Source organism: Kitasatospora sp. NPDC004615 (genome assembly GCF_042873545.1).
In the GTDB taxonomy this organism is placed as follows: Bacteria; Actinomycetota; Actinomycetes; order Streptomycetales; family Streptomycetaceae; genus Kitasatospora.
This window is the reverse complement of the sequence record NZ_JBIALQ010000007.1, coordinates 64,583-86,349: the sequence shown is the minus strand read 5'-3', so window position 1 is coordinate 86,349 and position 21,767 is coordinate 64,583. Positions and strand designations below refer to the sequence as shown.

Annotated in this window: 19 protein-coding genes; 7 read left to right on the top strand and 12 right to left on the bottom strand. The window is 73.0% G+C overall.

From position 1 onward, the window contains the following. Positions 1-118: 118 nt before the first annotated feature. Entirely contained in the window at positions 119-1,735 is a 1,617-nt protein-coding gene (locus tag ACFYS8_RS24060) for an MDR family MFS transporter (RefSeq protein ID WP_387644057.1), read from the top strand. 58 nt (positions 1,736-1,793) lie between these two features. Here the strand turns inward: ACFYS8_RS24060 and ACFYS8_RS24055 are convergent, their stop codons facing one another. Both ACFYS8_RS24055 and ACFYS8_RS24050 read right to left on the bottom strand, forming a co-directional pair. Next, positions 1,794-2,699, bottom strand: a complete 906-nt coding sequence (locus ACFYS8_RS24055; RefSeq protein ID WP_387644054.1) for an A/G-specific adenine glycosylase — start codon at positions 2,697-2,699, stop codon at positions 1,794-1,796. Between the two features lie 35 nt (positions 2,700-2,734). Continuing rightward, entirely contained in the window at positions 2,735-3,454 is a 720-nt protein-coding gene (locus ACFYS8_RS24050; RefSeq protein ID WP_387644052.1) for a rhomboid family intramembrane serine protease, read from the bottom strand. A 133-nt stretch (positions 3,455-3,587) separates the two neighbouring features. On the opposite strand from ACFYS8_RS24050, the gene ACFYS8_RS24045 reads away from it, so the two are divergent. Then, positions 3,588-4,439, top strand: a complete 852-nt coding sequence (locus ACFYS8_RS24045; RefSeq protein WP_387644049.1) for a hypothetical protein — start codon at positions 3,588-3,590, stop codon at positions 4,437-4,439. A 4-nt stretch (positions 4,440-4,443) separates the two neighbouring features. Here ACFYS8_RS24045 and ACFYS8_RS24040 read toward each other — a convergent pair whose 3' ends face one another. Beyond that, positions 4,444-5,154 (bottom strand): TetR/AcrR family transcriptional regulator, encoded by a 711-nt coding sequence (locus ACFYS8_RS24040; protein WP_387644047.1) that lies wholly within the window; start codon positions 5,152-5,154, stop codon positions 4,444-4,446. Positions 5,155-5,280: 126 nt separating this feature from the next. On the opposite strand from ACFYS8_RS24040, the gene ACFYS8_RS24035 reads away from it, so the two are divergent. Then, positions 5,281-5,985 carry an NAD(P)-dependent oxidoreductase gene (locus ACFYS8_RS24035; RefSeq protein WP_387644045.1) on the top strand — a complete coding sequence of 235 codons (705 nt, stop codon included), beginning with the start codon at positions 5,281-5,283 and terminating at the stop codon, positions 5,983-5,985. A gap of 46 nt (positions 5,986-6,031) precedes the next feature. Here ACFYS8_RS24035 and ACFYS8_RS24030 read toward each other — a convergent pair whose 3' ends face one another. Then, positions 6,032-7,303 carry an MFS transporter gene (locus tag ACFYS8_RS24030; protein WP_387644043.1) on the bottom strand — a complete coding sequence of 424 codons (1,272 nt, stop codon included), beginning with the start codon at positions 7,301-7,303 and terminating at the stop codon, positions 6,032-6,034. An 83-nt stretch (positions 7,304-7,386) separates the two neighbouring features. On the opposite strand from ACFYS8_RS24030, the gene ACFYS8_RS24025 reads away from it, so the two are divergent. Then, positions 7,387-7,992, top strand: coding sequence for a helix-turn-helix domain-containing protein (locus ACFYS8_RS24025; protein WP_387644040.1), 606 nt, complete (start codon positions 7,387-7,389; stop codon positions 7,990-7,992). Positions 7,993-7,999: 7 nt separating this feature from the next. On the opposite strand, the gene disA is transcribed toward ACFYS8_RS24025, so the two are convergent. Together disA and radA are read right to left on the bottom strand one after the other, a co-directional pair. Then, a complete protein-coding gene (gene disA / locus ACFYS8_RS24020) occupies positions 8,000-9,106 on the bottom strand; it encodes a DNA integrity scanning diadenylate cyclase DisA (RefSeq protein WP_380484244.1) in 1,107 nt (368 codons plus the stop codon). Between the two features lie 122 nt (positions 9,107-9,228). Further along, positions 9,229-10,749, bottom strand: a complete 1,521-nt coding sequence (radA, locus tag ACFYS8_RS24015) for a DNA repair protein RadA (RefSeq protein WP_387644037.1) — start codon at positions 10,747-10,749, stop codon at positions 9,229-9,231. Positions 10,750-10,998: 249 nt separating this feature from the next. On the opposite strand from radA, the gene ACFYS8_RS24010 reads away from it, so the two are divergent. Beyond that, positions 10,999-12,570 carry a hypothetical protein gene (locus ACFYS8_RS24010; RefSeq protein WP_387644034.1) on the top strand — a complete coding sequence of 524 codons (1,572 nt, stop codon included), beginning with the start codon at positions 10,999-11,001 and terminating at the stop codon, positions 12,568-12,570. 192 nt (positions 12,571-12,762) lie between these two features. On the opposite strand, the gene ACFYS8_RS24005 is transcribed toward ACFYS8_RS24010, so the two are convergent. Further along, a complete protein-coding gene (locus ACFYS8_RS24005; protein WP_387644031.1) occupies positions 12,763-14,094 on the bottom strand; it encodes a DUF1254 domain-containing protein in 1,332 nt (443 codons plus the stop codon). Positions 14,095-14,122: 28 nt separating this feature from the next. After that, a complete protein-coding gene (locus tag ACFYS8_RS24000) occupies positions 14,123-15,439 on the bottom strand; it encodes a DUF1254 domain-containing protein (protein WP_387644028.1) in 1,317 nt (438 codons plus the stop codon). Between the two features lie 175 nt (positions 15,440-15,614). On the opposite strand from ACFYS8_RS24000, the gene ACFYS8_RS23995 reads away from it, so the two are divergent. Continuing rightward, the gene (locus tag ACFYS8_RS23995; RefSeq protein ID WP_387644026.1) at positions 15,615-16,610 is read left to right on the top strand and encodes an NAD-dependent epimerase/dehydratase family protein; all 996 of its coding nucleotides are present in this window, start codon (positions 15,615-15,617) and stop codon (positions 16,608-16,610) included. Between the two features lie 64 nt (positions 16,611-16,674). Here the strand turns inward: ACFYS8_RS23995 and ACFYS8_RS23990 are convergent, their stop codons facing one another. Together ACFYS8_RS23990 and ACFYS8_RS23985 are read right to left on the bottom strand one after the other, a co-directional pair. Next, complete coding sequence (locus ACFYS8_RS23990) at positions 16,675-17,757, bottom strand: family 2 encapsulin nanocompartment cargo protein polyprenyl transferase (protein WP_387644023.1); 1,083 nt, start codon at positions 17,755-17,757, stop codon at positions 16,675-16,677. Between the two features lie 125 nt (positions 17,758-17,882). Then, on the bottom strand, positions 17,883-19,289 hold the full coding sequence (locus ACFYS8_RS23985; protein WP_387644020.1) for a family 2B encapsulin nanocompartment shell protein: 1,407 nt from the start codon (positions 19,287-19,289) through the stop codon (positions 17,883-17,885). Between the two features lie 360 nt (positions 19,290-19,649). On the opposite strand from ACFYS8_RS23985, the gene ACFYS8_RS23980 reads away from it, so the two are divergent. Then, a complete protein-coding gene (locus ACFYS8_RS23980; protein WP_387644017.1) occupies positions 19,650-20,720 on the top strand; it encodes an ATP-grasp domain-containing protein in 1,071 nt (356 codons plus the stop codon). A gap of 14 nt (positions 20,721-20,734) precedes the next feature. On the opposite strand, the gene ACFYS8_RS23975 is transcribed toward ACFYS8_RS23980, so the two are convergent. Then, on the bottom strand, positions 20,735-21,286 hold the full coding sequence (locus tag ACFYS8_RS23975) for a methylated-DNA--[protein]-cysteine S-methyltransferase (RefSeq protein ID WP_387644015.1): 552 nt from the start codon (positions 21,284-21,286) through the stop codon (positions 20,735-20,737). Positions 21,287-21,492: 206 nt separating this feature from the next. Beyond that, positions 21,493-21,717, bottom strand: coding sequence for a hypothetical protein (locus ACFYS8_RS23970; protein WP_387644012.1), 225 nt, complete (start codon positions 21,715-21,717; stop codon positions 21,493-21,495). Between the last annotated feature and the right edge of the window lie 50 nt (positions 21,718-21,767).

Genomic DNA, 21,767 nt, shown 5'->3' with positions numbered 1-21,767 from the left:
TGGCTTGACGACCGGCTAGGGAACAACTTACCGTGCCGAACGGCAATTAACTAGCCGGTCGTCAAGTAAGTACCGTCGCGGACAGCACCGCGGCACTGCGCCCCGGGAGAGACGCACCATGACAACGCAGCAGTCCGAGGCGGCTCCGGAGGAGCCTGCCGTCGCCCTCGGCAAGGACGACGGATTCGAGCAGCGGCCGCACCGTGAGGTGCGCCTGGTGATGATCGGCCTGGTGATCACCATGCTGCTCGCCATGCTCGACAACCTGATCGTCGGCACCGCGATGCCCACCATCGTCGGTGAGCTGAACGGCGCGGAGCACATGTCCTGGGTGGTCACGGCCTACACCCTGGCGACCGCCGCCTCCACCCCGATCTGGGGCAAGGTCGGCGATCTGTACGGCCGCAAGGGTTCGTTCCTGGTCTCGATCGCGATCTTCCTGCTCGGCTCGGCGCTGTCCGGCATGTCGCAGACCATGACCCAGCTGATCGCCTTCCGCGCCGTCCAGGGCCTGGGCGCCGGCGGTCTGATGGTCGGCGTGATGTCGATCATGGGCGCGCTGGTGCTCCCCCGCGACCGCGGCAAGTACCAGGGCATGTTCGCCGCCGTCATGGCGCTGGCCACCATCGGTGGCCCGCTGATCGGCGGCTTCATCACCGACCACCTGAACTGGCGCTGGACGTTCTACGTCAACCTGCCGCTGGGCGCGATCGCGCTGGTCTTCATCGTCGTGGTGCTGAAGCTGCCCAAGGTCCGCTCCAACGCCAAGATCGACTACCTCGGCGCGGCGCTGCTCACCATCGGCATCGTCTCGATGGTGCTGATCACCACCTGGGGCGGCCACGAGTACGCCTGGAGCTCCAAGCAGATCCTCGGCCTGGGCGCGCTGTCCGTCGCCTCGATCATCGGCTTCTGCTACGTCGAGCAGCGGGTCGCCGAGCCGATCATCCCGCTGGCGCTGTTCCGCAACCGCAACTTCACCATGGTCTCGATCATCGGCTTCATCGTCGGTTTCGCGATGTTCGGCGCGGTCACCTTCCTGCCCACCTACCAGCAGATCGTCCAGGGCGCCTCGGCGACCAACTCCGGCCTGCTGCTGATGCCGATGATGTTCGGCATGCTGGTGATCTCGCTGGTGGTCGGCCAGGCCATCACCAAGACCGGCAAGTACCGGATCTACCCGATCATCGGCACCGTGGTGATGGGTGGCGGCTCGCTGCTGCTGTCCACGCTGTCCGTGGACACCTCCAGCTTCGCCTCGTCCTGCTACATGGTGGTGCTCGGCGCCGGCATGGGCTTCCTGATGCAGGTCACCATGCTGGTCGCGCAGAACAGCGTGGAGATGAAGGACATGGGCGTCGCCTCGTCCTCCGCCACCCTGTTCCGCACCATCGGCGGCTCCTTCGGTGTGGCCCTGTTCGGCACCCTGTACATCAACCAGGTCAACGACGCCATCAAGAAGCTCCCGCCGGAGGTCCTGCAGCACATGCAGCAGGGTGGTGGCGGCGAGGGCATGTCGGCGATGAACCCGGCCACCCTGAGCAAGCTCCCGGCCAACGTGCTGGACGCCTACCAGCACGGCATCTCCAACGGCATGCACACCGTCTTCCTGTGGGGCGCGGTGATCAGCCTGGTCGCCGTCATCGCCTCGCTGTTCCTCCGCGAGGTCAAGCTGCGCGGTGGCGCGGACGCCGCCGAGGCGAAGGCCGACGCCGCGCTGGAAGGCGCGATGTGACGCCCGTCCAGGCATGACGACGGCCCGGGACCGACTGGTCCCGGGCCGTTCTCGTCCGTTACTGCGGCAGTCGGTAGGTGCCGGGCCCGACGGGTTCCACCAGGCCGTCGGCGACCAGGCCGTCCAGGGCCCGGGCGCGCTGGATCGCGTCCGGCCACACCACGTCCAGCTGGCCCTGGGTGACCAGGCCGTGGGCGTCCCGCAGCACCGCCAGCAGCTTGCCGCGCACCTGCCGGTCGGTGCCCTCGTAGGTCTGGCCGCGCCGGACCGGGCCCTGGTACGGCGGGCGGCCGGCCCGCTGCCAGGCGCACTCGGCCAGCAGTGGGCAGGACCCGCACTCGGGGCCGCGCGCGGTGCACACCAGGGCGCCCAGCTCCATCACCGCGACCGCCCAGGTCGCGGCCCGCTCGTCGGTGGCCGGCAGCAGCTCGTGCGCGGTGCGGCGCTCGGCGGCGGTGGTGGCGTTCGCCGGGTACTCGACGCCGGTGACGGCGCGGGCGAACACCCGGCGCACGTTGGTGTCCAGCACCGCGTGGCGCTGCCGGAACGCGAACGAGGCGACCGCGGCCGCCGTGTACTCACCCACCCCGGGCAGGGCCAGCAGCGCCGCGTGGTCGTCCGGCACCACGCCGCCGTGCTGCTCGGTGATCGCGGTGGCCGCCGCGTGCAGCCGCAGCGCGCGGCGCGGGTAGCCGAGCCGGCCCCACATCCGCACCGCCTCGCCGGGCGCGTCCGCGGCCAGATCGGCGGGGGTGGGCCAGCGCTCCAGCCAGGCCGCGTACGCGGGCAGCACCCGCTTCACGGGCGTCTGCTGGAGCATGAACTCGCTGACCATCACCGCCCAGGGCGAGGCGTCCGGAGTCCGCCAGGGCAGGTCGCGGGCGTGGGCCTCGTACCAGCCGATGACGGTGGAGTGCAGCGCCTGTACGGCGGCGGGGGCGAGAGTCGAAGCAGTGGCAACCATGGCCCCTCGATCCTGCCACGAGGTGCCGCGCGGGCTTAAAGCCCCAGGTCGTCGAGCTCCTTCAGCAGGTCGGCCCGCGAGCTGGCCGGGGCGGCGGCGGGCCCGGCGGCCGGAACGACGTCTGCGGCCGGGGCCGCCGTCGGCTTCGGGTCGCGGGTGCGGAATATCCAGGCGCCGGCCAGGCCGCCGACCAGGCCGCCCAGGTGTCCCAGCCAGGACACCCCGGGGGTGCCCGGGATCGCCGTGGTCAGCAGGTACGCGAAGGACGCGCCCATCACCAGGCCGATCAGCGAGTCGATCAGGTTGCGGTCGAACAGGCCGCGCAGCACCACGTAACCGAAGTACCCGAAGATCACGCCGCTGGCGCCGACCGTCACCACGTCGTTCCGCTCGAACAGCCAGACCGCCATGCCGCTGGTCACCACCAGCAGCGCCGTCAGGGCGAGGAACTTGCGCACGCCGCGGTAGGCGGCGAGGAAGCCGAATACGAACAGCGGGCCCGAATTGCCTTCCAGGTGCTGCCAGTTCAGGTGCAGGAACGGTGCGGTCAACAGGTTCGGCAGGCTGTCCAGCTGGTGCGAGCGGATGCCGTGCTGGAGCGCGATCTGCTCGTCCATGAGCCAGTTCGCCACCTGCACGACCCAGATCAGGCAGAGGAAGCCGAACATGGTGAAGAACGCCCTGCGCGCCTCGGCGATCAGCTGCGCGGGGTCGAGGGTCGCGGTGCCGGGAGCGGAGTCGTGCAGGGAGGCCATGAGGGCGACTATAGGGCGGCGCACCGTCGTGTCGAGTCCCTCTACCGGAGCAAATGGCGGATCATGTGAAAGAAGTGCCCTCGCTGAGGTGTTGATGCGTCAACAGACGCACAAGGTCTCGTAGAGTTTGCCCGTGCCTTCTCTGCGCCAGCCCGTCGGACCGCTGCCCGCCTCGATCTACTGGCGGCGCCGCGTCGCGGTCCTCGTTGCCCTCGCCGTCGTTCTGCTGCTGGTCGGCTGGCTCGCGTTCGGCACCGGCGGGGACGGCGGAAAGCAGCAGAAGGCCGCCGAGACCACCAATCCGCAGCCCGCGCCCGCGCAGTCCATCACCCCCGGCGCCTCGCCCAGCGGGCCCGCCATCACCACCCGCCCCGGCGGCAACGGCGGCGGTTCGGGCGGCGGCGCGGCCGGCGAGCTGAACGTGACGGGCGGCAGCAGCGGCGGTTCGGGCAACGGCGGCAGTGGCGGCTCGGGCAACGGCAGCGGCGGCGGCAACGGTTCGAACGGCGGCAGCGGCGGGCACGCCGCCTCGCCCGGCCCCTCGCCGGCCGTCAACACGCCCGAGGTGATGGCCCTCCCGGTCTGCGCCACCTCGCAGCTGTCGCTGGAGCTGGCACCCGCGCAGAACCCGTTCGCCGCCAAGGACAAGCCGCGTCTCGCGCTGACCATCCGCAACTCCTCGGGCTCCGGCTGCCGGGTCAACCTCTCGCACGAGAACTCGGCGCTCACCATCACCTCGAGCACCAACGAGCGGATCTGGTCGTCCGCCGACTGCATCCCGGAGAAGGTCGACGCCTGGGCGCAGATCGCCGGGAACAGCGGCGTCACCGAGACCTTCGGCTGGGACCGCAGCCGCTCCAAGCCGCAGTGCGCCAGCGCCGACCCGACGCCGGCCCAGCCCGGCAACTACCTGGTCCAGGCCGACCTGACCGGCCCGGCCGGCGGCCCGCTGTCGGCCCGCACCTCGGTCCGCCTGGAGGGCTGACCGCTCAGCCGGCCAGGCCCAGCGACCTGACCAGCTGGGCGAGTTCGAGGCGGAACAGCTTCTCGGGCGAGGCGGTCTGCGCGCCCAGGTGGCCGTAGACCTCCAGTGCGACCAGGCCGTGCAGGTGGCCCCAGATCCGCAGCGCCAGGGCGACGCCGGCCGGGGTCAGCGCGGGGAAGGCCGGGCGGACCTTGGCGAGCAGGCCGGGGTCGAAGTCGTCCCAGTCGAAGTCCGCACCCTCCTCGGCCGGTTCGGCGCCCGGACCGGCGGCGTCCGCGAGTGCCGCGATGCCGACGCAGACCCGCCGGGCGGCGTCCGGCGCGGCGCCGCCGTCGGGGGCCCGGTAGCCGGGGACGGGGTCGCCGTAGATCAGCCGGAAGCCTTCGGGGTTGGCGAGCGCCCAGGCCCGGAACGCGCATGCCCAGGCCCGGATCCGGGCCGCCGGGGTGTCCGCCGCGGAGTCGGCCCAGGCGGCGTCCACGGCATCGGCCAGCGCCGTGTAGACGTCGGCGATCAGGGCGGTGACCAGGTCGTCGCGGGTCGCGAAGTAGCCGTAGATGGCGTTGGCGGTCATGCCCATTTCGCGGGCGATCGCCCGCAGGGTGATCGCGTCGGGGCCGCCGGAGCGCATCAGCTCCAGGGCGGTGCGCTTGATCTCGGCGGTGGTCTCGGCGCGCAGTCGTTCGCGTCGTCCGGTGCTGGAGGTGGCTGCCACGGGTCGAATCTACAGCGTCACCGTCCTGATTGCCGTGCGAAAACTTCACGCCGTATAGTCACTGCACGGCGTGCAGCGAACGTGGCTGCCCGCCTCCGACCGCACGCATGACATCAGGGGAGAACCATGCACATCGGCGTCATCGGAGCCACCGGCACCATCGGCAGCCGGATCGTCACCGAGGCCCTCGGCCGCGGCCACCGGGTCACGGCGTTCAGCCGGGACGCGTCCGCGATCACCGACCGGCGGGAGAACCTCGACTGGGCGAGCATCGACGTCCTGGACCCGGCGAGCGTCACCGCCGCCCTGCCGCCAGGCCTGGACGTGCTGATCAGCGGCTTCCAGCCCGGTAACGCGGCGCTCGACTTCACCGACACCGTCCGGCGCTCGATCGCCGACCCGGGCGTCTACGCGCAGGCCGCCCGGTCGCTGCTCACCGCCCTGGACGGCCGCCCCCGGCTCCGGCTGATCGTGATCGGCGGGGCCGGCAGCCTGGAACTCGCACCGGGCGTGGTGCGCGCCGACCACGACGAGCTCCTGCACGCCGCCCTCGACGAACTCGGCCTGCCGCGCGAGTACGCCGCCGCGGTCCGCGGCCACCGGGACGCGCTCGACGTGCTGCGCACCTCCAACCGGCTGTGGACGTACTTCAGCCCCGCCGAGCAGATCGGCCCCGGCGAGCGCACCGGCCGCTTCCGCCTCGGCGGCGACCAGCCCGTTCTGGACGCGGAGGGCCGCAGCCGGATCTCCGCCGAGGACGCCGCCATCGCCCTGGTCGACGAGGCCGAACTGCCCCGTCACGTGCAGCGCCGCTTCACCGCCGGGTACTGAACGGCCAAGGGCCCCGGGCGTCGTGAACGCCCGGGGCCGGTGCCGGCTAGGCCTTCGGCCAGCTCGTGCCGCGCAGCGAGCGGCCGAGGGTGAGCGGGAGCAGGCCGGCGGCCAGCAGGGCGGCCAGCAGCGGCAGGACGGTGGTGGCGGGGAGGTGGTCGAGCAGCAGGCCCGCCGTCATGGTGCCGACGGGCAGGCCGGCCATCAGCAGGGTCATGGTGGCGGCCACCGCGCGGCCGCGCATCGCCTCGGGGACCTGCTGGAAGACCAGCACGTCGAGCATGACCCGCAGGGCGGGCACGCCCACCGACATCGCGGCGAGCGCGGCGAACACCACCACCGGGCCGGCGGCGAAGGCGGGGACGAGGAACAGCAGCGCGGCGATCCAGGCGACGGCGAGCAGCAGCGTGCCGGGGGCGAGGGTGCGGTGCAGGCGGGTGACCAGCGGGGCGCCGAGCAGGCCGCCGACGGCTTCGCCGGTGAGGGCGAGGCCGGTACCGGCCTCGGAGGTGCCGTGGTCGCGCAGCAGCACCATGACGGCCAGCAGCATCGCGGAGCCGGCCAGGTTGAGTGCGACGGTGACCAGCACGGTGGCGCGCAGCGTCGGGTCGCCGAACAGGTACCGCAGCCCGGCGAAGACCGCGCCCTTCTCCTTCGCCCCGTCCGCCGCCTGCCCGTCGGCCGGCTCGGTGTCGAACCGGACGGCCATCGACGCGCCGAGCGCGGCCGCGGAGGCCAGCACGGTGGCGAGGAACGGGACGGCCCGGCCGAGGCCGAGCAGGAAGCCCGCCAGCGGCGGTCCGGCCAGCGCCGCGCCGTTGACCCGCAGTTCGTCCTGGGACAGCGCCTGGCGCAGCTGCTCGGGCGGAACGACGGCGCGCAGCGCGAGCATCCGGGCGGGGCCGCCGTAGGCCATGGTGGCGCCAATGGCGGCGGCGGCCAGCAGGGTGTGCGGGACGGTCAGCCGGTGGGCGAACAGGGCGACGGCGACGCTGAGCGCGGTGAGCAGGCGGACGGTGTCGGCGACGATCAGCACCCGCCGCTTGTCGTGCCGGTCGGCGACCGCGCCGCCGTGCAGGCCGAACACCACGGACGCGCCGAACTGGACGGCGCCGAACGCCCCGGCGAGGGTGGGCGATCCGGTCATGGCGAGCAGCAGCAGCGGGTACGCGGTGTCGGCGACGCAGGTGCCGAGCATCGCGGCCGCGGATCCGGCCCACAGCGTCTGGAACCGCCGGTTGCGGCGCAGCGGCACCGCCTCGGACACGGTCTTCGTCGGGCTCTCGGCCACCGTCATCTCTCCACCCCGTTCACGCATCGTGCAACCATTCACGCTTGCGTGAATGGTTGCACGGGCGCGAATGATTGCACAAGGGATGAACGCTGTGGCTGAATGTGAACGTGGTTGATCAGATGAAGGAACGCGAGGTCACGGACGTCGCGACGCTGAAGGCACTGGCCGATCCGCTCCGGCTGGCGGTGCTCGGCGCGCTGATGAAGCGGGATCCGGAGCCGATGTCGGTGAAGGAGATCGCGGCCGAGCTCGAAGAGGCGCCGACCAAGCTGTACCGGCACGTCAAGCAGCTGGAGCAGACCGGGCTGGTGTTCGTCGCGGAGACCCGGCTGGTGTCCGGGATCGTGGAGAGCCGCTACCGCTGCGCCCAGCAGTCACTGCGGCTGTCGCCGCAGGTCTACGCGGAGGGCGACCAGCCGCCGGCCGCGCTGGACGCGATGCTGGCAGCGATGGACCTGGTGCGGACCGACTTCCGGCGCAACTTCCTGGCCGGCCGGATCGACCTGACCCCGGCGGCGCAGGGCAACCAGCTGCCGAGCAAGTTCGCGCACACCACGACCCGGCTCACCCCGGAGCGGCTGCGGAAGCTGCGCGGCCGGCTGGACGAGGTACTGGACGAGCTGTTCTCGGAGCCGGAGTCCACCGGGCCGGACGCCGTCGAGGTGACCCTGTTCGCGCTGATGTACGCGGTGCAGCCGCCCGACGAGGGCTGACGGCCGCTCAGACGTAGCGTTCCAGGATGGAGGACTCGGCGAGCCGGGACAGCCCCTCGCGCACCGAGCGGGCCCGGGTCTCGCCGACGCCCTCCACGGTCTGCAGGTCGTCGATGGACGCGGCCAGCAGCTTCTGCAGGCCGCCGAAGTGGTCGACCAGCCGCTCGATGACGGTGTTCGGCAGCCGCGGCACCTTGGCGAGCAGCCGGTAGCCGCGCGGGGAGACCGCGGAGTCCAGCGACTCGGGGGTGCCGGTGTAGCCGAGCGCCTTGGCGACGGTCTGCAGGTCCAGCAGCTCGGCGTGGGTGAGCGCCTCCAGGTCGTCCAGCACCTCGGCGACGGTGCGGCCCTTCTTGGCGGCGCGGTCCGGGAAGTAGTCGCGGACCACGAGTTCGCGCTCCGGCTCGACGCCGGCGATCAGCTCGTCCAGCTGGAGCGACAGCAGGCGGCCGTCGGTGCCGAGCTCCAGCACGTAGCCGGCGATCTCGCCGGCGATCAGCCGGACCATCTCCAGGCGCTGCACCACGGCGGAGACGTCCCGGACGGTGACCAGGTCCTCGATCTCCAGCGCGGACAGCGTGCCGGCCACCTCGTCGAGGCGCAGCTTGTAGCGCTCCAGGGTGGCCAGCGCCTGGTTGGCGCGGGACAGCACGGTGGTGGAGTCCTCCAGCACCCGGCGGGTGCCGTTCACGTACATCGCGATCAGCCGCATCGAGTGCGAGACCGCGACCACCGGGAAGCCGGTCTGCCGGTTGACCCGCTCGGCGGTGCGGTGGCGGGTGCCGGTCTCGTCGGTGGGGATGTTGGCGTCCGGCATCAGGTGCACGCCGGCCCGCAGGATCTTGGTGATGTCCTTGTCGAGGATCACCGCGCCGTCCAGCTTGCACAGTTCGCGCAGCCGGGTGGCGGTGAACTCGACGTCCAGCACGAAACCGCCGGTGCACAGCGCGTCGACGCTCTTGTCGAAGCCGAGGACGATCAGGCCTCCGGTGTTGGCCCGGAGCACCCGCTCCAAGCCGTCCCGCAGCGCCGTGCCCGGCGCGACCGCACTCAGGGAAGCCCGCAGCAGGGCCTCCTCGCGGGGGGACTTGTCCGCCCGGTCGATGGCTGCCACGTGACTCCTTGGGCCGACCCGGACCGTGTGGCCACGATGCCCGACGGTCTGTCTGTTATTACTGCACTTGACGGCAATTAGCAGGTGCAGTCTAACTGCGTGCGGCAGCGGCGGGACGAGGGTCAGGCCAGTTCGTCCGAGTCGAGCGGCTCCCAGCCCGCCATCATCTCGTCCGCGTACGCCGGAACCGGTGCGGCGGCGCGCTCCCGGGCGGGGGCCCGGCCGGCCGGAACGCCCTGCGGCGCGGCATCCTGACGGGGCTTCGAACGGGAGCGGCGGCCGGGGATCGCGCGCAGTGCCTCGCCGATGTCGGAGACCTCCACCACCTTCATGCCCGGCGGCACCTTGCCCGGGTCCGGCGGCACCAGGGCGTGCGTGAACCCGAGCCGGTGCGCCTCGGCGAGCCGACGCTGAACGCCCGTCACCCGGCGCACCTCGCCGGCCAGGCCGACCTCGCCGATCGCCACCAGGTTGTTCGGCAGCGGCGTGTCGGTCGAGGAGGACGCCACCGCGAGGGCGATCGCCAGGTCCGCCGACGGCTCGGTGAGCTTCACGCCGCCGACGGTGGCGGTGTAGATGTCCTGCTTGCCGAGCTTCACACCGCCGTGCCGCTCCACCACCGCCAGGATCATCGCGATCCGCGGCGACTCCAGGCCCGAGGTGGTGCGCCGCGGCGACGGGATCTGCGAGTCGACCATCAGCGCCTGCACCTCCGCCACCAGCGGGCGCTTGCCCTCCAGGGTGACGGTCAGGCAAGTGCCGGCCACCGGCTTGTCACGGCGGGTCAGGAACAGGCCGGACGGGTCGGCGAGGCCGACGATGCCCTCGTCGTGCAGCTCGAAGCAGCCGACCTCGTCGGTCGCCCCGTAGCGGTTCTTCACACCGCGGATCAGCCGCAGCCGGGCGTGCCGGTCGCCCTCGAAGGACAGCACCACGTCCACCAGGTGCTCCAGCAGGCGGGGGCCGGCGATCTGGCCGTCCTTGGTGACGTGGCCGACCAGCAGCGTCGCCATGCCGCGCTGCTTGGACTCCCGGATCAGCGCGCCCGCCACCTCTCGGACCTGCGCGGGACCGCCTGGAGCGCCGTCGAGTTCGGCGGAGGCGATGGTCTGCACCGAGTCCAGGATCAGCAGGCCCGGGTTGACCGCCTCGATGTGGCCCAGCACCGCGCCGAGATCCTGCTCGGCGGCCAGGTACAGGTGCTCGGAGAGCGCGTTGATCCGGTCGGCGCGCAGCCGGACCTGCCCGGCGGACTCCTCGCCGGTGACGTACAGGGTGCGGTGCCGGTCGGTGGCGGCCTTCGCCGCGACGTCCAGCAGCAGGGTGGACTTGCCGACGCCCGGCTCGCCCGCGAGCAGCACCACCGCGCCCGGCACCAGGCCGCCGCCGAGCACCCGGTCCAGCTCCGGGACGCCGGTGGAGCGGGCGGTAGCCACCTGGCCGTCGACCTGCGCGATCGGCTTGGCGGGCGCGGAGACCGGCCCCGCCGCCGTGGTGCGGATCGGCACCGCGCCGTACTCCTCGACCGTCCCCCACGCGTTGCACTCGGGGCAGCGGCCGACCCACTTGGGCAGCTGGTGGCCGCACTCGGTGCAGCGGTACGCCGGGCGCGGCTTGGCGGAGGTCTTGGTACGGGCAGCCATGCGCGCCACGGTAGCGCCTCGCACCGACAGTGCCCGGCGGGCGGCGGAGGACGGCGATCGGACGGCGGGTGGACGGCGGTCGGAAGGCGGGTGGACGGCGGGCCGGGCGTCAACCCGCCGGGGTGTCAACGTGGGGTGTCAACGGCCGGCGTCAACCGGGCGAACACGGGAGCGGTGGTGTTACCCGAAAGAAGGACAAGCGGTCCAAACCCACCGGGCGGAGGGTTTGGCCTGCCTACGGTCGATGACGTGACCACCGGCCAGCTCCACCCCGTCGACCCGTCCCCGGCCCTGCGGGCGTACGGCGCCTGCGTCGACGGGCTGTTCACCTACTGCCTGTCCGTACTCTGCGACCACGACGCCGCCACCGCAGCCGTGCTGGAGGTCCGCGACCTGGCCCGCCGCCACGGCGACCGGCTCACCGAACCGGCGCTGCTGCGCGCCTGGCTGTACGCGCTGGCCCGGAACCGCTGCCTGACCCGGCTGAGCGGCACCAGCACCCCCGCCGCGGAGGCGGCGCCCGCACCCGACGTCCTCCGCGAGCGGCGCCGCGAACTCGCCTCGCTGGCCTGGCCGGAGGCGGCCGGCACCGACCCGGAGCAGCGCGAGGCACTGGAACTGGCGGTCCGGCACCGGCTGGACGCCGGGGAGGTCGCGGCGGTGCTCGGACTCACCCCCGAGGCCGCGGCCGCGCTGCTGGACGCCGCGGGCGCCGAGACCGGCAGGACCAGGACGGCACTGCTGGTGCTCGGCGTGGGCTCCTGCCCGCAACTGGCGCAGCTCGGCGGGGTCGGCGGGGTCGGTGCGGAGTCCGGGCCGGGCTGGGTGCTCGGCGCGGCGCTGCGCCGGGAGCTGGTGCTGCACCTGGAGGAGTGCCCGACCTGCCGCGGCACCGCCGAGCGGGTGGCCGGGCAGCTCGGGCAGGGCCTGGCCGGGCTGCCCGGCCTGCCGCTGCTGACGGCGCCGGCCCGCCTGCGCCCCGCTCCGGCGACGGGCGGCACCGCGTTCCTGTCCGGCGCGGCGGCCGGTCGGCGGGCCGTGCGGGGGCTGGCCGGCGGCGAGCCGCAGTTCGACCGGCGCGGCTTCCCCCGCCACCGGGTGGTGGTGCCGTCGCGCGGCTCGGCGGTGCGCCAGCGGGTGGTGACCACGGGTGTGCTGGCGGCGGTGCTGGCCGCGCCGGTGGTGGCGCTGTGGAGCGCGCACCAGGGCGGCGACCGGGAGGGACGGGCGGCGGCGGTGTCCTCGGTGCGGGTGGACGCGCCGGTTCAGGAGGCGCAGCCGGCCGTGGTGCTGCCGCCCGCGATGAGTTCCCTGCAGTTGGCCGGCGCGGTGGCCGCAGAAACGTCCCTGCCTACGGCTCCAAGTCCGGCGGTGACGATGCCCGCGCACGGCGCGTCCCGGCTGTCCGGCCCGACGCCGACACCTGCGCCCACGCCGGACGCCACCCGGGAGCAGCTGACCGTCGAGGCCCGCGCGTACGGCAGCCGCACGGTGCTCACGCTGACCAACTCCGGCGACACCGCGCTGACCTGGCATGCCGTGCTGGACGTCGACTGGCTGCGGCTCAGCCGGGACGACGGCACCCTCGCGCCGGGCCAGCGGATCACCGTCACCGTGACGGTGGACGAGACGCGCGCCCCGCAGACCCGGTGGACGGCGCGACTGGCGTTGCCGCCGTCCACTGCCGTGGTCACCCTGGAAGGCGGCGGCACCGAGCATCGTGGGGTGCCGACGCCGACGCCGACGCCTTCGCCCGACGCCACGCCGTCTCCCACGGAGAGCCCGAGTCCGTCGGCAACACCCAGCGCGTCGCCGTCCTGACGGCGCGGGCGGGCGCGGGGGACTGCGCGACAAGCGCAAGCCCTGTCCGCCAGGTCGCAATCACGTGCAAGTCACTGTCCTGCGCCGCGATCTTGCCCACGAATGCGTTCCCCTTCGCGCAGTTCCGCCCCCTCGCTTCGCTGGGGGTACCCCCAGCGCCCCTGTTTTCGCACCCGCTCGCGCCCCTGGTTGTCAGCGTGGGTGGATCGGCGGGAGGCGGTAGGTGCCGTCGAGGATGGCGTCCTGTGGCTGGTACATCCGCACCATCGGGCGGAAGCCGGAGGACGGGGTGGGCAGCCAGTTGGCGAACTCGTCGGGGTCGGTGGGCTGGCGGTGCTGGAGGTAGAGGGTGAGTGAGCCGTCGGGGGCGTGGACCAGGCCGGGGGTGCGGTCGCCGATGGAGAAGCGGTCGATGTCGTTGGGGACCAGCAGGTATTCGGGGGTGTCGTACATGGTGACCGACCAGAACGCGCTTACCGGCGGCGGCTGTTCGAAGCGCAGGGTGTAGGAGCGGGCGCCGTCCAGTGGGTGGCCGTCGGAGTCGTGGTAGGTGGTGGCGTAGGCGGCTTCGTAGGCGTGGTTGCCCCACAGGGCGGTGCGGGCGGCGACGGCGCGGGTGAGGTAGGTGGCGCGGCGGTCGGCGACCTTCCACTGTGGTTCGTCACGGGTGCCGGGGCCGAGGTGGTCGAGGTTGTAGTCGAACAGGTGGAGGTTGACGGTCCATTCGCCGGTGGGTTCGACGGTGCCGGTGCTCGCCGCCTCCACTCGTTCGCGGCCTGCGGCCAGGCCCTTGGCGAGCGCCTGCGCCCACTCGGCGGGGCCGTCGAGGTACGGGGAGCGGCCCCGGTCGAGAATTCCGATCGGGGCGAAGCGGTGCTGGAACTCGACGTCGGCGGGGGCGGGCGGGAACGCCGCCGCCCACACCCGCAGCCGTTCCAGGAACCCCAGTTCCTCGGGGATGCCGGCGGTCGGCTCGGGCAGCCCGGCAAGTTCCGCGCCCGTTTCGAGCGGGGTGAGCGTCAACTCCCGCTGCAGCGCCCGCACTCGGGGCAGATCCTCGGGTCCGGCGCAGGCGTGGCGCGCCGCGACGGCCGCGACGGTGGTCGGTGCGGTGATCACCGGTACGCCTTCGGGCGGGGTGCCGCGCCAGTGCGGCGGGGCGATCAGCCAGGTCTGCTCGGCGGTGCCGGACGAACGGCGGCCCAGGTAGGCGAAGTTGTTGGTCCAGGCGTCGATGAACTGGAGCACGTAGTAGGCCCCGGCGGAGTCCGGGACGTGCAGCAGCAGCGGGCCGCCGGACAGGTCGAGCGGGGCCACCGAGTACACCGTGTCGTTGTTGACCGACACGAAGTGCGAGTCGGGGGTGGCCAGTTCGGTGCCGTGCCCGAAGGTGTTCCAGGCGGTCGGGGGGATCGAACCCATGCCCCGCCGGTGGATGGTGTCCACCATGGTCAGGTCGGCGACCAGCGGGTAGCCGTACACGAAGGCCTCGGCGGCCAGCATCTCGGGCGTGGCGTCAACCATGGCGAACGTCCTTTTCTGCTCGGCGGGTTCAGCGGGGGGTGGGCGTCGGCAGCTGCCAGCTGCCGTTCAGCAGCGCGGGTTCCGGCCCGTACGCGCGCACCACGACCTGGTACGGGCCGGCCGGGGCGGGTAGCCAGTTCGCCAACTCGGCGGGGTCGGTGGGGCGTTCGTGCTGGAGGTAGAGCGTCAGCGAGCCGTCGGGGCCGTACACCAGGCCGGGGGTGCGGTCGCCGATCGAGTACCGGTCGATCTCGTTGGGCGCCAACTGCCGTTCCGGGAAGCGGTACATGGTCGCCGACCAGAAGTACCGGGCCGGCGGGAGCTGCCCGGGCCCGAAGCGCAGCACGGCCGGCAGCCGGCCGCCCGCCTCGGACTCCCAACCCCCATACCAGGCCTCATCGGTGGGCAGCCCGTACAGGCCGGTAAGCGCGCCGCACGCACGGTCCAGGTACCGGGTGCCGAGCTGCTCCCGGGTGCCGAACAGCGCGGTGCCGTCGGCCGCGCCCCGCGCCGCCCCGGCCAGTTGCCCGCGGCCGTCCGCCACTCCCTCCAGCATCGCCGCCCGGGCCTCGGCGGACAGCGCGGCGGGCTCGAAGTCCCCTGATCCCACGCCGAGTTCGGCCAGCTGCTCGCGCAGTTCGGCGTCGGCGGGCAGCACCGGGACGAAGCCCAGCAGGAAGTCCAGGAAGGTGAAGAACTCCAGCGTTCCGAGCACCTCTTCGCCGCGCCACACCGGCCACACCGGCTCGGACGCCACCGGCCGCGGGGTGCCCAGGTGCTCGCTGAGCGGCATCAGCCGGTACCCGGCCTGCACCCGTCGCAGCTCCGGCTCGTCGGCCGGCCCGGCCAGGTACGTCCGGCCGACGATGCCCGCCAGGTTGGTGTCCGTCCGCACCACGCCGTCGAAGCCGGCCGGCGGATCGGCCCGGTGGCCGGGGCCGGCGATCAGGTAGCGGCCGCCGCCGTTGCCGGTGGTCCGGGTGCCGACGAAGCCCGCGTACGCGGTGTCCAGATCGTGCACCGGCAGCACGTGGTACCGGTCGGTGGCGGGCACCTCCAGCACCCAGGGTTCGGCCCGCAGGTCGAGCCATGCCCACGAGTACGGCGTGTCGTTGTTCGGCGTCACCACGTCCGTGTCGGCGGGGGTGAACGGGCGCGAGAAGTGCCGGAACACCCCGAAACCCCCGATGTACCGGGGGTCCGCGTCGTCGATCGCCTGCGGGTGCAGCGTCCCGTAGTTCGCCAGCATCGGGTAGCCCCGGATCCACGCCTGCGCCGCCGTCCGCCGGACCGCCGCCGGATCCACCCTGGCCGGGCCGCCCATGCCGTCCACCCATCTCCCCACGAAAGGGATCATTCAGACATACCGGTACACCGGGGATGCTATGCCGCCCACGGCCCGTCCGGCGCCCCGACCCTCCGACCGGCCGTCAGGGGACCTCCCCCGTCGGCGGACGTTCCCGCTCTGCCCGTAGCTAAGAGTGCGGATGACCGGCCGCCGGAACGGACACCCTGAGGCCATGGACATCCTTCTGCTCGGCGGCTCCAAGTTCCTCGGGCGCGCCTACGCCGCCGAGGCACTCGCCCGCGGCCACCGCGTCACCACCTTCAACCGCGGTGTCAGCCGCACCGACCTGCCCGGCGTGGAGGCCGTCCACGGCGACCGCACCTCGCTCGACGACCTGCACCGGCTCGTCGACGGCCGGCAGTGGGACGCCGTGATCGACACCTCCGGACAGCAGCCGCACGACGTCGCCACCACCGCCCGGCTGCTCCGCGACCGGGCCGGCCACTACGGCTTCGTCTCCTCCGTCCACGCCTTCGCCGACTGGCCCGCCCTCCCGGTCGACGCCGACTCCCCCACCCTCGAATGCGCCGGCGACGTCGGGCCGGACCAGCCGTTCGCCAACGCCCTCAAGGCCGGCTGCGAACGCGCCCTGCTCGACAACTTCGGCCCCGCGACGATCCTCAACTGCGGCCTGCTGATCGGCCCCCACGAACCGATCGGCCGCCTCCCCTGGTGGCTCGACCGGATCGCCCGCGGCGGCCGCGTGCTCGCACCCGGCGCCCCCGAGAACCCGCTCAGTCTGATCGACGCCCGGGACTTCGCCGCGTTCGGCCTCGACCTCGCCGAACAGCGCGCGACCGGGCGGTTCGTCACCACCTCGCCGATCCGGTCGGCGACGATGGGCGAGTTCCTGGAGGCGTGTCGCTCCGCGACCGGGTCCGACGCGGAGTTCGTCTGGACCCCCGACGCGACGCTGCTCGCCGCCGAGGTCGCGCCCTGGGTCGAACTCCCGCTCTGGGCACCGGTCGTGGAGGGGTGGCACGGGACCTGGCACGCGGACAGTGCGCCCGCGCTGGCGGCCGGGCTGCGGATCCGGCCGCTCGCGGAGACCGTCCGGGACACGTGGGAGTGGCTGGAGTCGGGTGGGCGTGCGGAGGTCAGCTACCGGCAGCTGGACACTCCGTTGGGGATCGAGCCGGAGAAGGAAGAGGCGCTGCTCGGGGGGTGACGGCAGGCGGGGCGAAACCGGGGGCGCGGGGCAGTTCCCCGCGCCCCTGTTTGTGCTTCCCCAATCAGTAGCTGCGGCGGGTGACCAGCTCCGCCAGGGCGAGCAGTTCGTCGGTGCGGGTCGGGTCCGGGACTGCCACCGCGAGGTGGCTGATGGCGGTGGCCATGCGTTCGCAGCTCTCGCCCTGGGCCCAGGCGCGGCCGCCGGCGCGGTCGACCGCGGTGGCGGCGGCGGCGAGGTCTGCGGGGCTGAGGGGGCGGCCGGAGGCGTAGAGCGTGGCGAGTTCCGCGCCGGCGGGGGTGGTGGAGGAGAGCGCGTGGACGACCGGGAGGGACTTCTTGCGGGCGGCGAGGTCCGCGCCGACCGGCTTGCCGGTGACCGCGGGGTCGCCCCAGATGCCGATCAGGTCGTCGATCAGCTGGAAGGCGAGGCCGATCTCGCGGCCGAAGGCGTCCATCGCGTCGGCGGTGGCGGCGTCCGCGCCGGCGTACAGCGCGCCGAGGGCGCACGCGCAGCCGAGGAGGGCGCCGGTCTTGCTCTCCGCCATGGCGAGGCACTCGGCGAGGGTGACGTCGGAGCGCTGTTCGAAGGAGCAGTCGGCCTGCTGGCCGGCGCAGAGTTCGACCACGCAGTCGGCGAGGCGACGAACGGCGGCCGCGGCGGCGGGGTGGGGGTCCTCGGCGAGTACCCGGAGGGCGAGGGAGTGCATGGCGTCGCCGGCCAGGATCGCGCCAGTGGTGCCGAACACCCGCCAGGCGGTGGGGCGGTGGCGGCGGGTGTGGTCGCGGTCGAGGACGTCGTCGTGCAGCAGGGTGAAGTTGTGGACGAGTTCGACGGCGGCGGCGGCCCGGACGGCGTCCTGCGGGCGGCCGCCGACGGCCTGGGTCGCGGCGAGCACCAGGGCGGGGCGGATCGCCTTGCCGGCGCCGGCCGCGCTCGGGGTGCCGTCGGACTCCAGCCAGCCGAAGTGGTAGCCGGCGATCTGCCGCATCGAGTCCGGGAGGGTGTCCACGGCGGCGCGCAGCGCCGGGTCGACCACGGTGCGGGCCCGGCCGAGCAGGGCGAGCGCCTCGGCGGTGTCGCGGGCGCCCTCGACGGGGGTGGTGTTCTCGCTGTGCTGTCCGCGTTCGGACACGGTGATGGCCATGGTGAGTCCTCCCCCTGGGCCCGCCCCGGGTGCGGGGCGCGGCGGATCTCCGCGTCGGCCGAGTGCCGGCGCGGTCGGCGGGCGGGCCCGGGACGGCGGGCCCGCCGCGCGGTCGGTCGTGCCGGTCAGTCGTGCCAGTTGGCGACGTCCACGTTCTCCAGCACGCCGATGGCGTCCGGGACGAGGATCGCGGCGGAGTAGTAGGCGCTGACCAGGTAGGAGATGACCGCCTTCTCGTCGATCCCCATGAAGCGGACGTTCAGCCCGGGCTCGACCTCGTCGGGCAGCTTGCCGGGGTGCAGGCCGACCACGCCCTGGTTGTCGGCGCCGACGCGCATCGCCAGGATCGAGGTGGAGCCGTTCACCACCGGGATCTTGTTGCAGGTGTAGATCGGGACGCCGCGCCAGGTGGGGACCGTCTTGCCGTCCACCTGCACGGTCTCCGGGTACAGGCCGCGGCGGTTGCACTCCCGGCCGAAGGCGGCGATGGCCTTCGGGTGGGCGAGGTAGAACTTGGTGCTGCGGCGACGGCAGAGCAGTTCGTCCATGTCGTCGGGGGTGGGCGGGCCGGAGTGGGTCTGGATCCGCTGGCTGTACTCGGCGTTGGCCAGCAGGCCGAACTCCGGGTTGTTGACCAGCTCGTGCTCCTGGCGTTCGCGCAGCGCCTCGATGGTCAGCCGCAGCTGGTGCTCGGTCTGGTCCATCGGCTTGTTGTAGAGGTCGGCGACCCGGCTGTGCACCCGCAGGACCGTCTGGGCGACGCTCAACTCGTACTCGCGGGGCGTGAGTTCGTAGTCGACGAAGGCGGTGGGCAGGCCGTACTCGCCCTCGTGGCCGGCCGACATGCCGATCTCCGCCTCGCCCTTGCGGTTCTGCGGCAGCTGGGAGTCCGCGACGAAGGCGAGGATCTGGTCACGCAGCGCCTCGGAGCGGTCCGCGAGCTCCTGGAAGGCCGGCCAGGACAGCACCATCACCGTTCCGGCGGTGGTCGCCTTGACGCTGTAGGGCCAGCGGCGGTCGGCGACGGTGAGTGCCTCGTCGCCGATGTGGTCGCCGTCGGCGAAGGTGCCGAGCACGGTGGCGTCGCCGTACCGGCCGGTGCCGATCTTGTCGACCTTGCCGTGCGCGACCAGGTAGACCTCGTCGATCTCGCGGCCCTGCTCGATCAGCAACTCGCCTGCCGCGAAGTCCCGTTGGACGAACCGGCCGGCCAGCTCGACGAGCAGCTCGTCGTCCTCGAAGCCGCGCAGCACCGGCACCTCGCGGAGCGTGGGCGGCACGACGGAGACCTGTCGGCCGGTCTGCGCGAAGCCGACCCGGCCCCGGCCCACCGCGTACGACAGCCGCCGGTTCACCCGGTAGGTGCCGCCGGAGACCTCCACCCAGGGCAGCGCGCGCAGCAGCCAGCGGTTGCTGATCTCCTGCATCTGCGGGGCCGACTTGGTGGTCGACGCGAGGTTCTTGGCCGCCGCCACCGAGAGGCTGCTCTGCGGCCTCGACTGGGCGGTTCCGGCGGTGGTTTCGGTCGTCATGTCCGAGGGCCTCGTGATCGCGTCGACGGCGGTTTTCGGCAACCATGCTGACGCCCGGCCAGGTAGCGCGGCAATCACTCGTGCGAGTGAATCAGGTGTGCGAGGCGAATGGTGCGACCAGCGCACTGGATCGATCATCGTTCGATCCGCGCGAGCCCCCCGACGCCTTCCCGCACGCCCCGAAAGGCCCTGCCGGACAGCGGATTTCGAAGCGTCCGCACAGCTCACCGGCCCGTTGTTCGAATCGCTCCGGAACAGCGCTAAGGTGGCCCCCACACCGCATGGTGACCGCCGCCACAGCGCAGGCGAACCGGTCGGTGATGACCTCCCATTGGCACGCCCTCCTCCGGGGAGACTTCCGTGACCGCGCCCGTCCGCGTCTGGCTGAACCGCACCTACGCCGAGAACGTCTTCTTCATCGAGCTGCTGCGGTCCGCGCCGCGCCCGGTGCACGTCCTGGCCACCCACGTCGACCCGGACTCGCCGGTGCTCGCCGCCGCCGACCTCGGGTTTCTGGAACCGGACCGGCTCTCCGCCGAGAGTTACGTGGAATTCGCGCTGGAATTCTGCGCCCGCCACCGGATCGACGTATTCCTGCCCCGCCTGCACCAGTTGGCGATATCGCTGCGCCGCCGCGAATTCGAGGTACTCGGCACCGCGCTGATCTGCCCGCCCGCGCCCGCGATCGCGCTGTTCACCAGCAAGGCGGAGGGCTACCGCGCCCTCGACGCCGCCGGCCTGCCCACCCCGCTGTGGCGGCACGCCGACACCGCGGCCCAACTGCTGGTCGCTGTCGAGGAGATCGAGGCCACCGGCGCCCCCGCCTGCCTGAAGCCCGCGAGCGGCGCCGGCGGCGAGGGCTTCCGGATCCTCACCCGCGAACCGTTCAGCCTCCGCCGGCTCGCCGGGTACGTCGACGCGCGGGTCCAACTCGACCAGGTAATGGGCGCGTTGAGGTCCTCCACCGCGCCCGCCGACCTGCTGGTGATGCCCTACCTGAACGGCCCCGAGGTGTCGGTGGACTGCCTCGCCGACCAGGACGGGCGACTGCTCGCCGCCGTCGGCCGCACCAAGCAGGGCCGCCGCCGCAGCTTCACCGTCGACCCCCGCTACCTGGAACCCGCCCGCCGGCTGGTCGAGCAGTTCGGCGTCGGGCACCTCTCCAACGTCCAGTTCCGGCACGAGGCGGACGGCCGTCCCGTCGTGCTCGACATCAACACCCGGCCGTCCGGCGGACTGCACCAACTCCGGCTCTGCGGGCTCAACTTGCCTGTCGCTGCTCTTGACCTGGCGCTCGGCGCACGGCCGTTGCTGCCCGAGGTGGACGAACTCGCGCTCGGCGAATACACCTTGGTGTCCGGCGTCCAGGCAGTCCTGCCGCGCCAGGCCGCGGCCCCCGCGCTGGAGCGGCTGGACGGGGCGCTGCTGTAGCTCCCCCCTTGCGGTCAGTCCGTCGGCCCGGACCAGTCCAGGGTCGGCGGCAGTACGCCTTCCAGGGTGAGCAGCCAGCGCTTGACCTCCACCCCGTGCCAGGCGCCACCGAACCCGCCCAGCCCGTCGGCCGCCACCACCCGATGGCACGGCACCAGCAACGGCAGCGGATTGGCCCCCATCATCTGCCCGACCGTCCGGGCCGGCAGCCCCGGCTCGGGCAGGTCGTCGAACACTCCGCTGCGGGTGGCGAGTTCGCCGTAGGTGGTGGTGCGGCCGTACGGCACCTCGGTCAACAGGCAGCGCAGCACCGCCAGTTGGGGTCCGGTCGTGAAGCGCCAGTCGATCGGCAGCTCCAACTCCGTTCGCCGCCCGGCGAAGTACTCGCCGACCCGGGCCTCCACCAGCGACCGCTTGCGCGCGTCCCCGCACTCCGGCACGCCCACCGGCCGTCCCGCGAACGTCTCCCCCGCGTACGTCGCCGCCGCCACCCCGTCCGCCGTCACGCCGAACTTCATCGGGCCACTGGGCAGCGGCGTGGCCACGGTCACCCACGACAGCTCCATGCCTTCAACCTAGCGGCTTCGGGGGAGGGCGGGTGCGGGGAACTGCGCGACAAGCGCACACCGGTCCGTGAGGTCGCGAGCACGTGCAAGTCGTTGTCCTGCGTCGCGATCTTTCCGGCGAGTGCCTTCCGCTTCGCGCAGTTCCGCCCCCTCGCTTCGCTGGGGGTACCCCCAGCGCCCCTGTTCTCGCGCCCGCCTGCTGTCGCTCAGAGGTGGTCGCGGAGGTAGTCCGACAGGTGGTGGCACCAGGTGGCGAGCTCGGCGCGGTCCGGGGGGTCGCCGCCGGAGAGGGCGGCGGTCGCGGCGGCGGGGAGCTGGCCGGTCGCGGCGAGGCGGGAGAGGCCGGAGAGGACGCCGGCGAGCCGTTCGGCGTCGGTGTGGCTGAGCATCACGAGTGCGTCGGTGTGGCCGATGGTCATGGAGCCGGGCATCGGGTTCTCCTCGGGTCGGTCCCCCCGGGTCGGGTCGGTCCCCCCGGGTG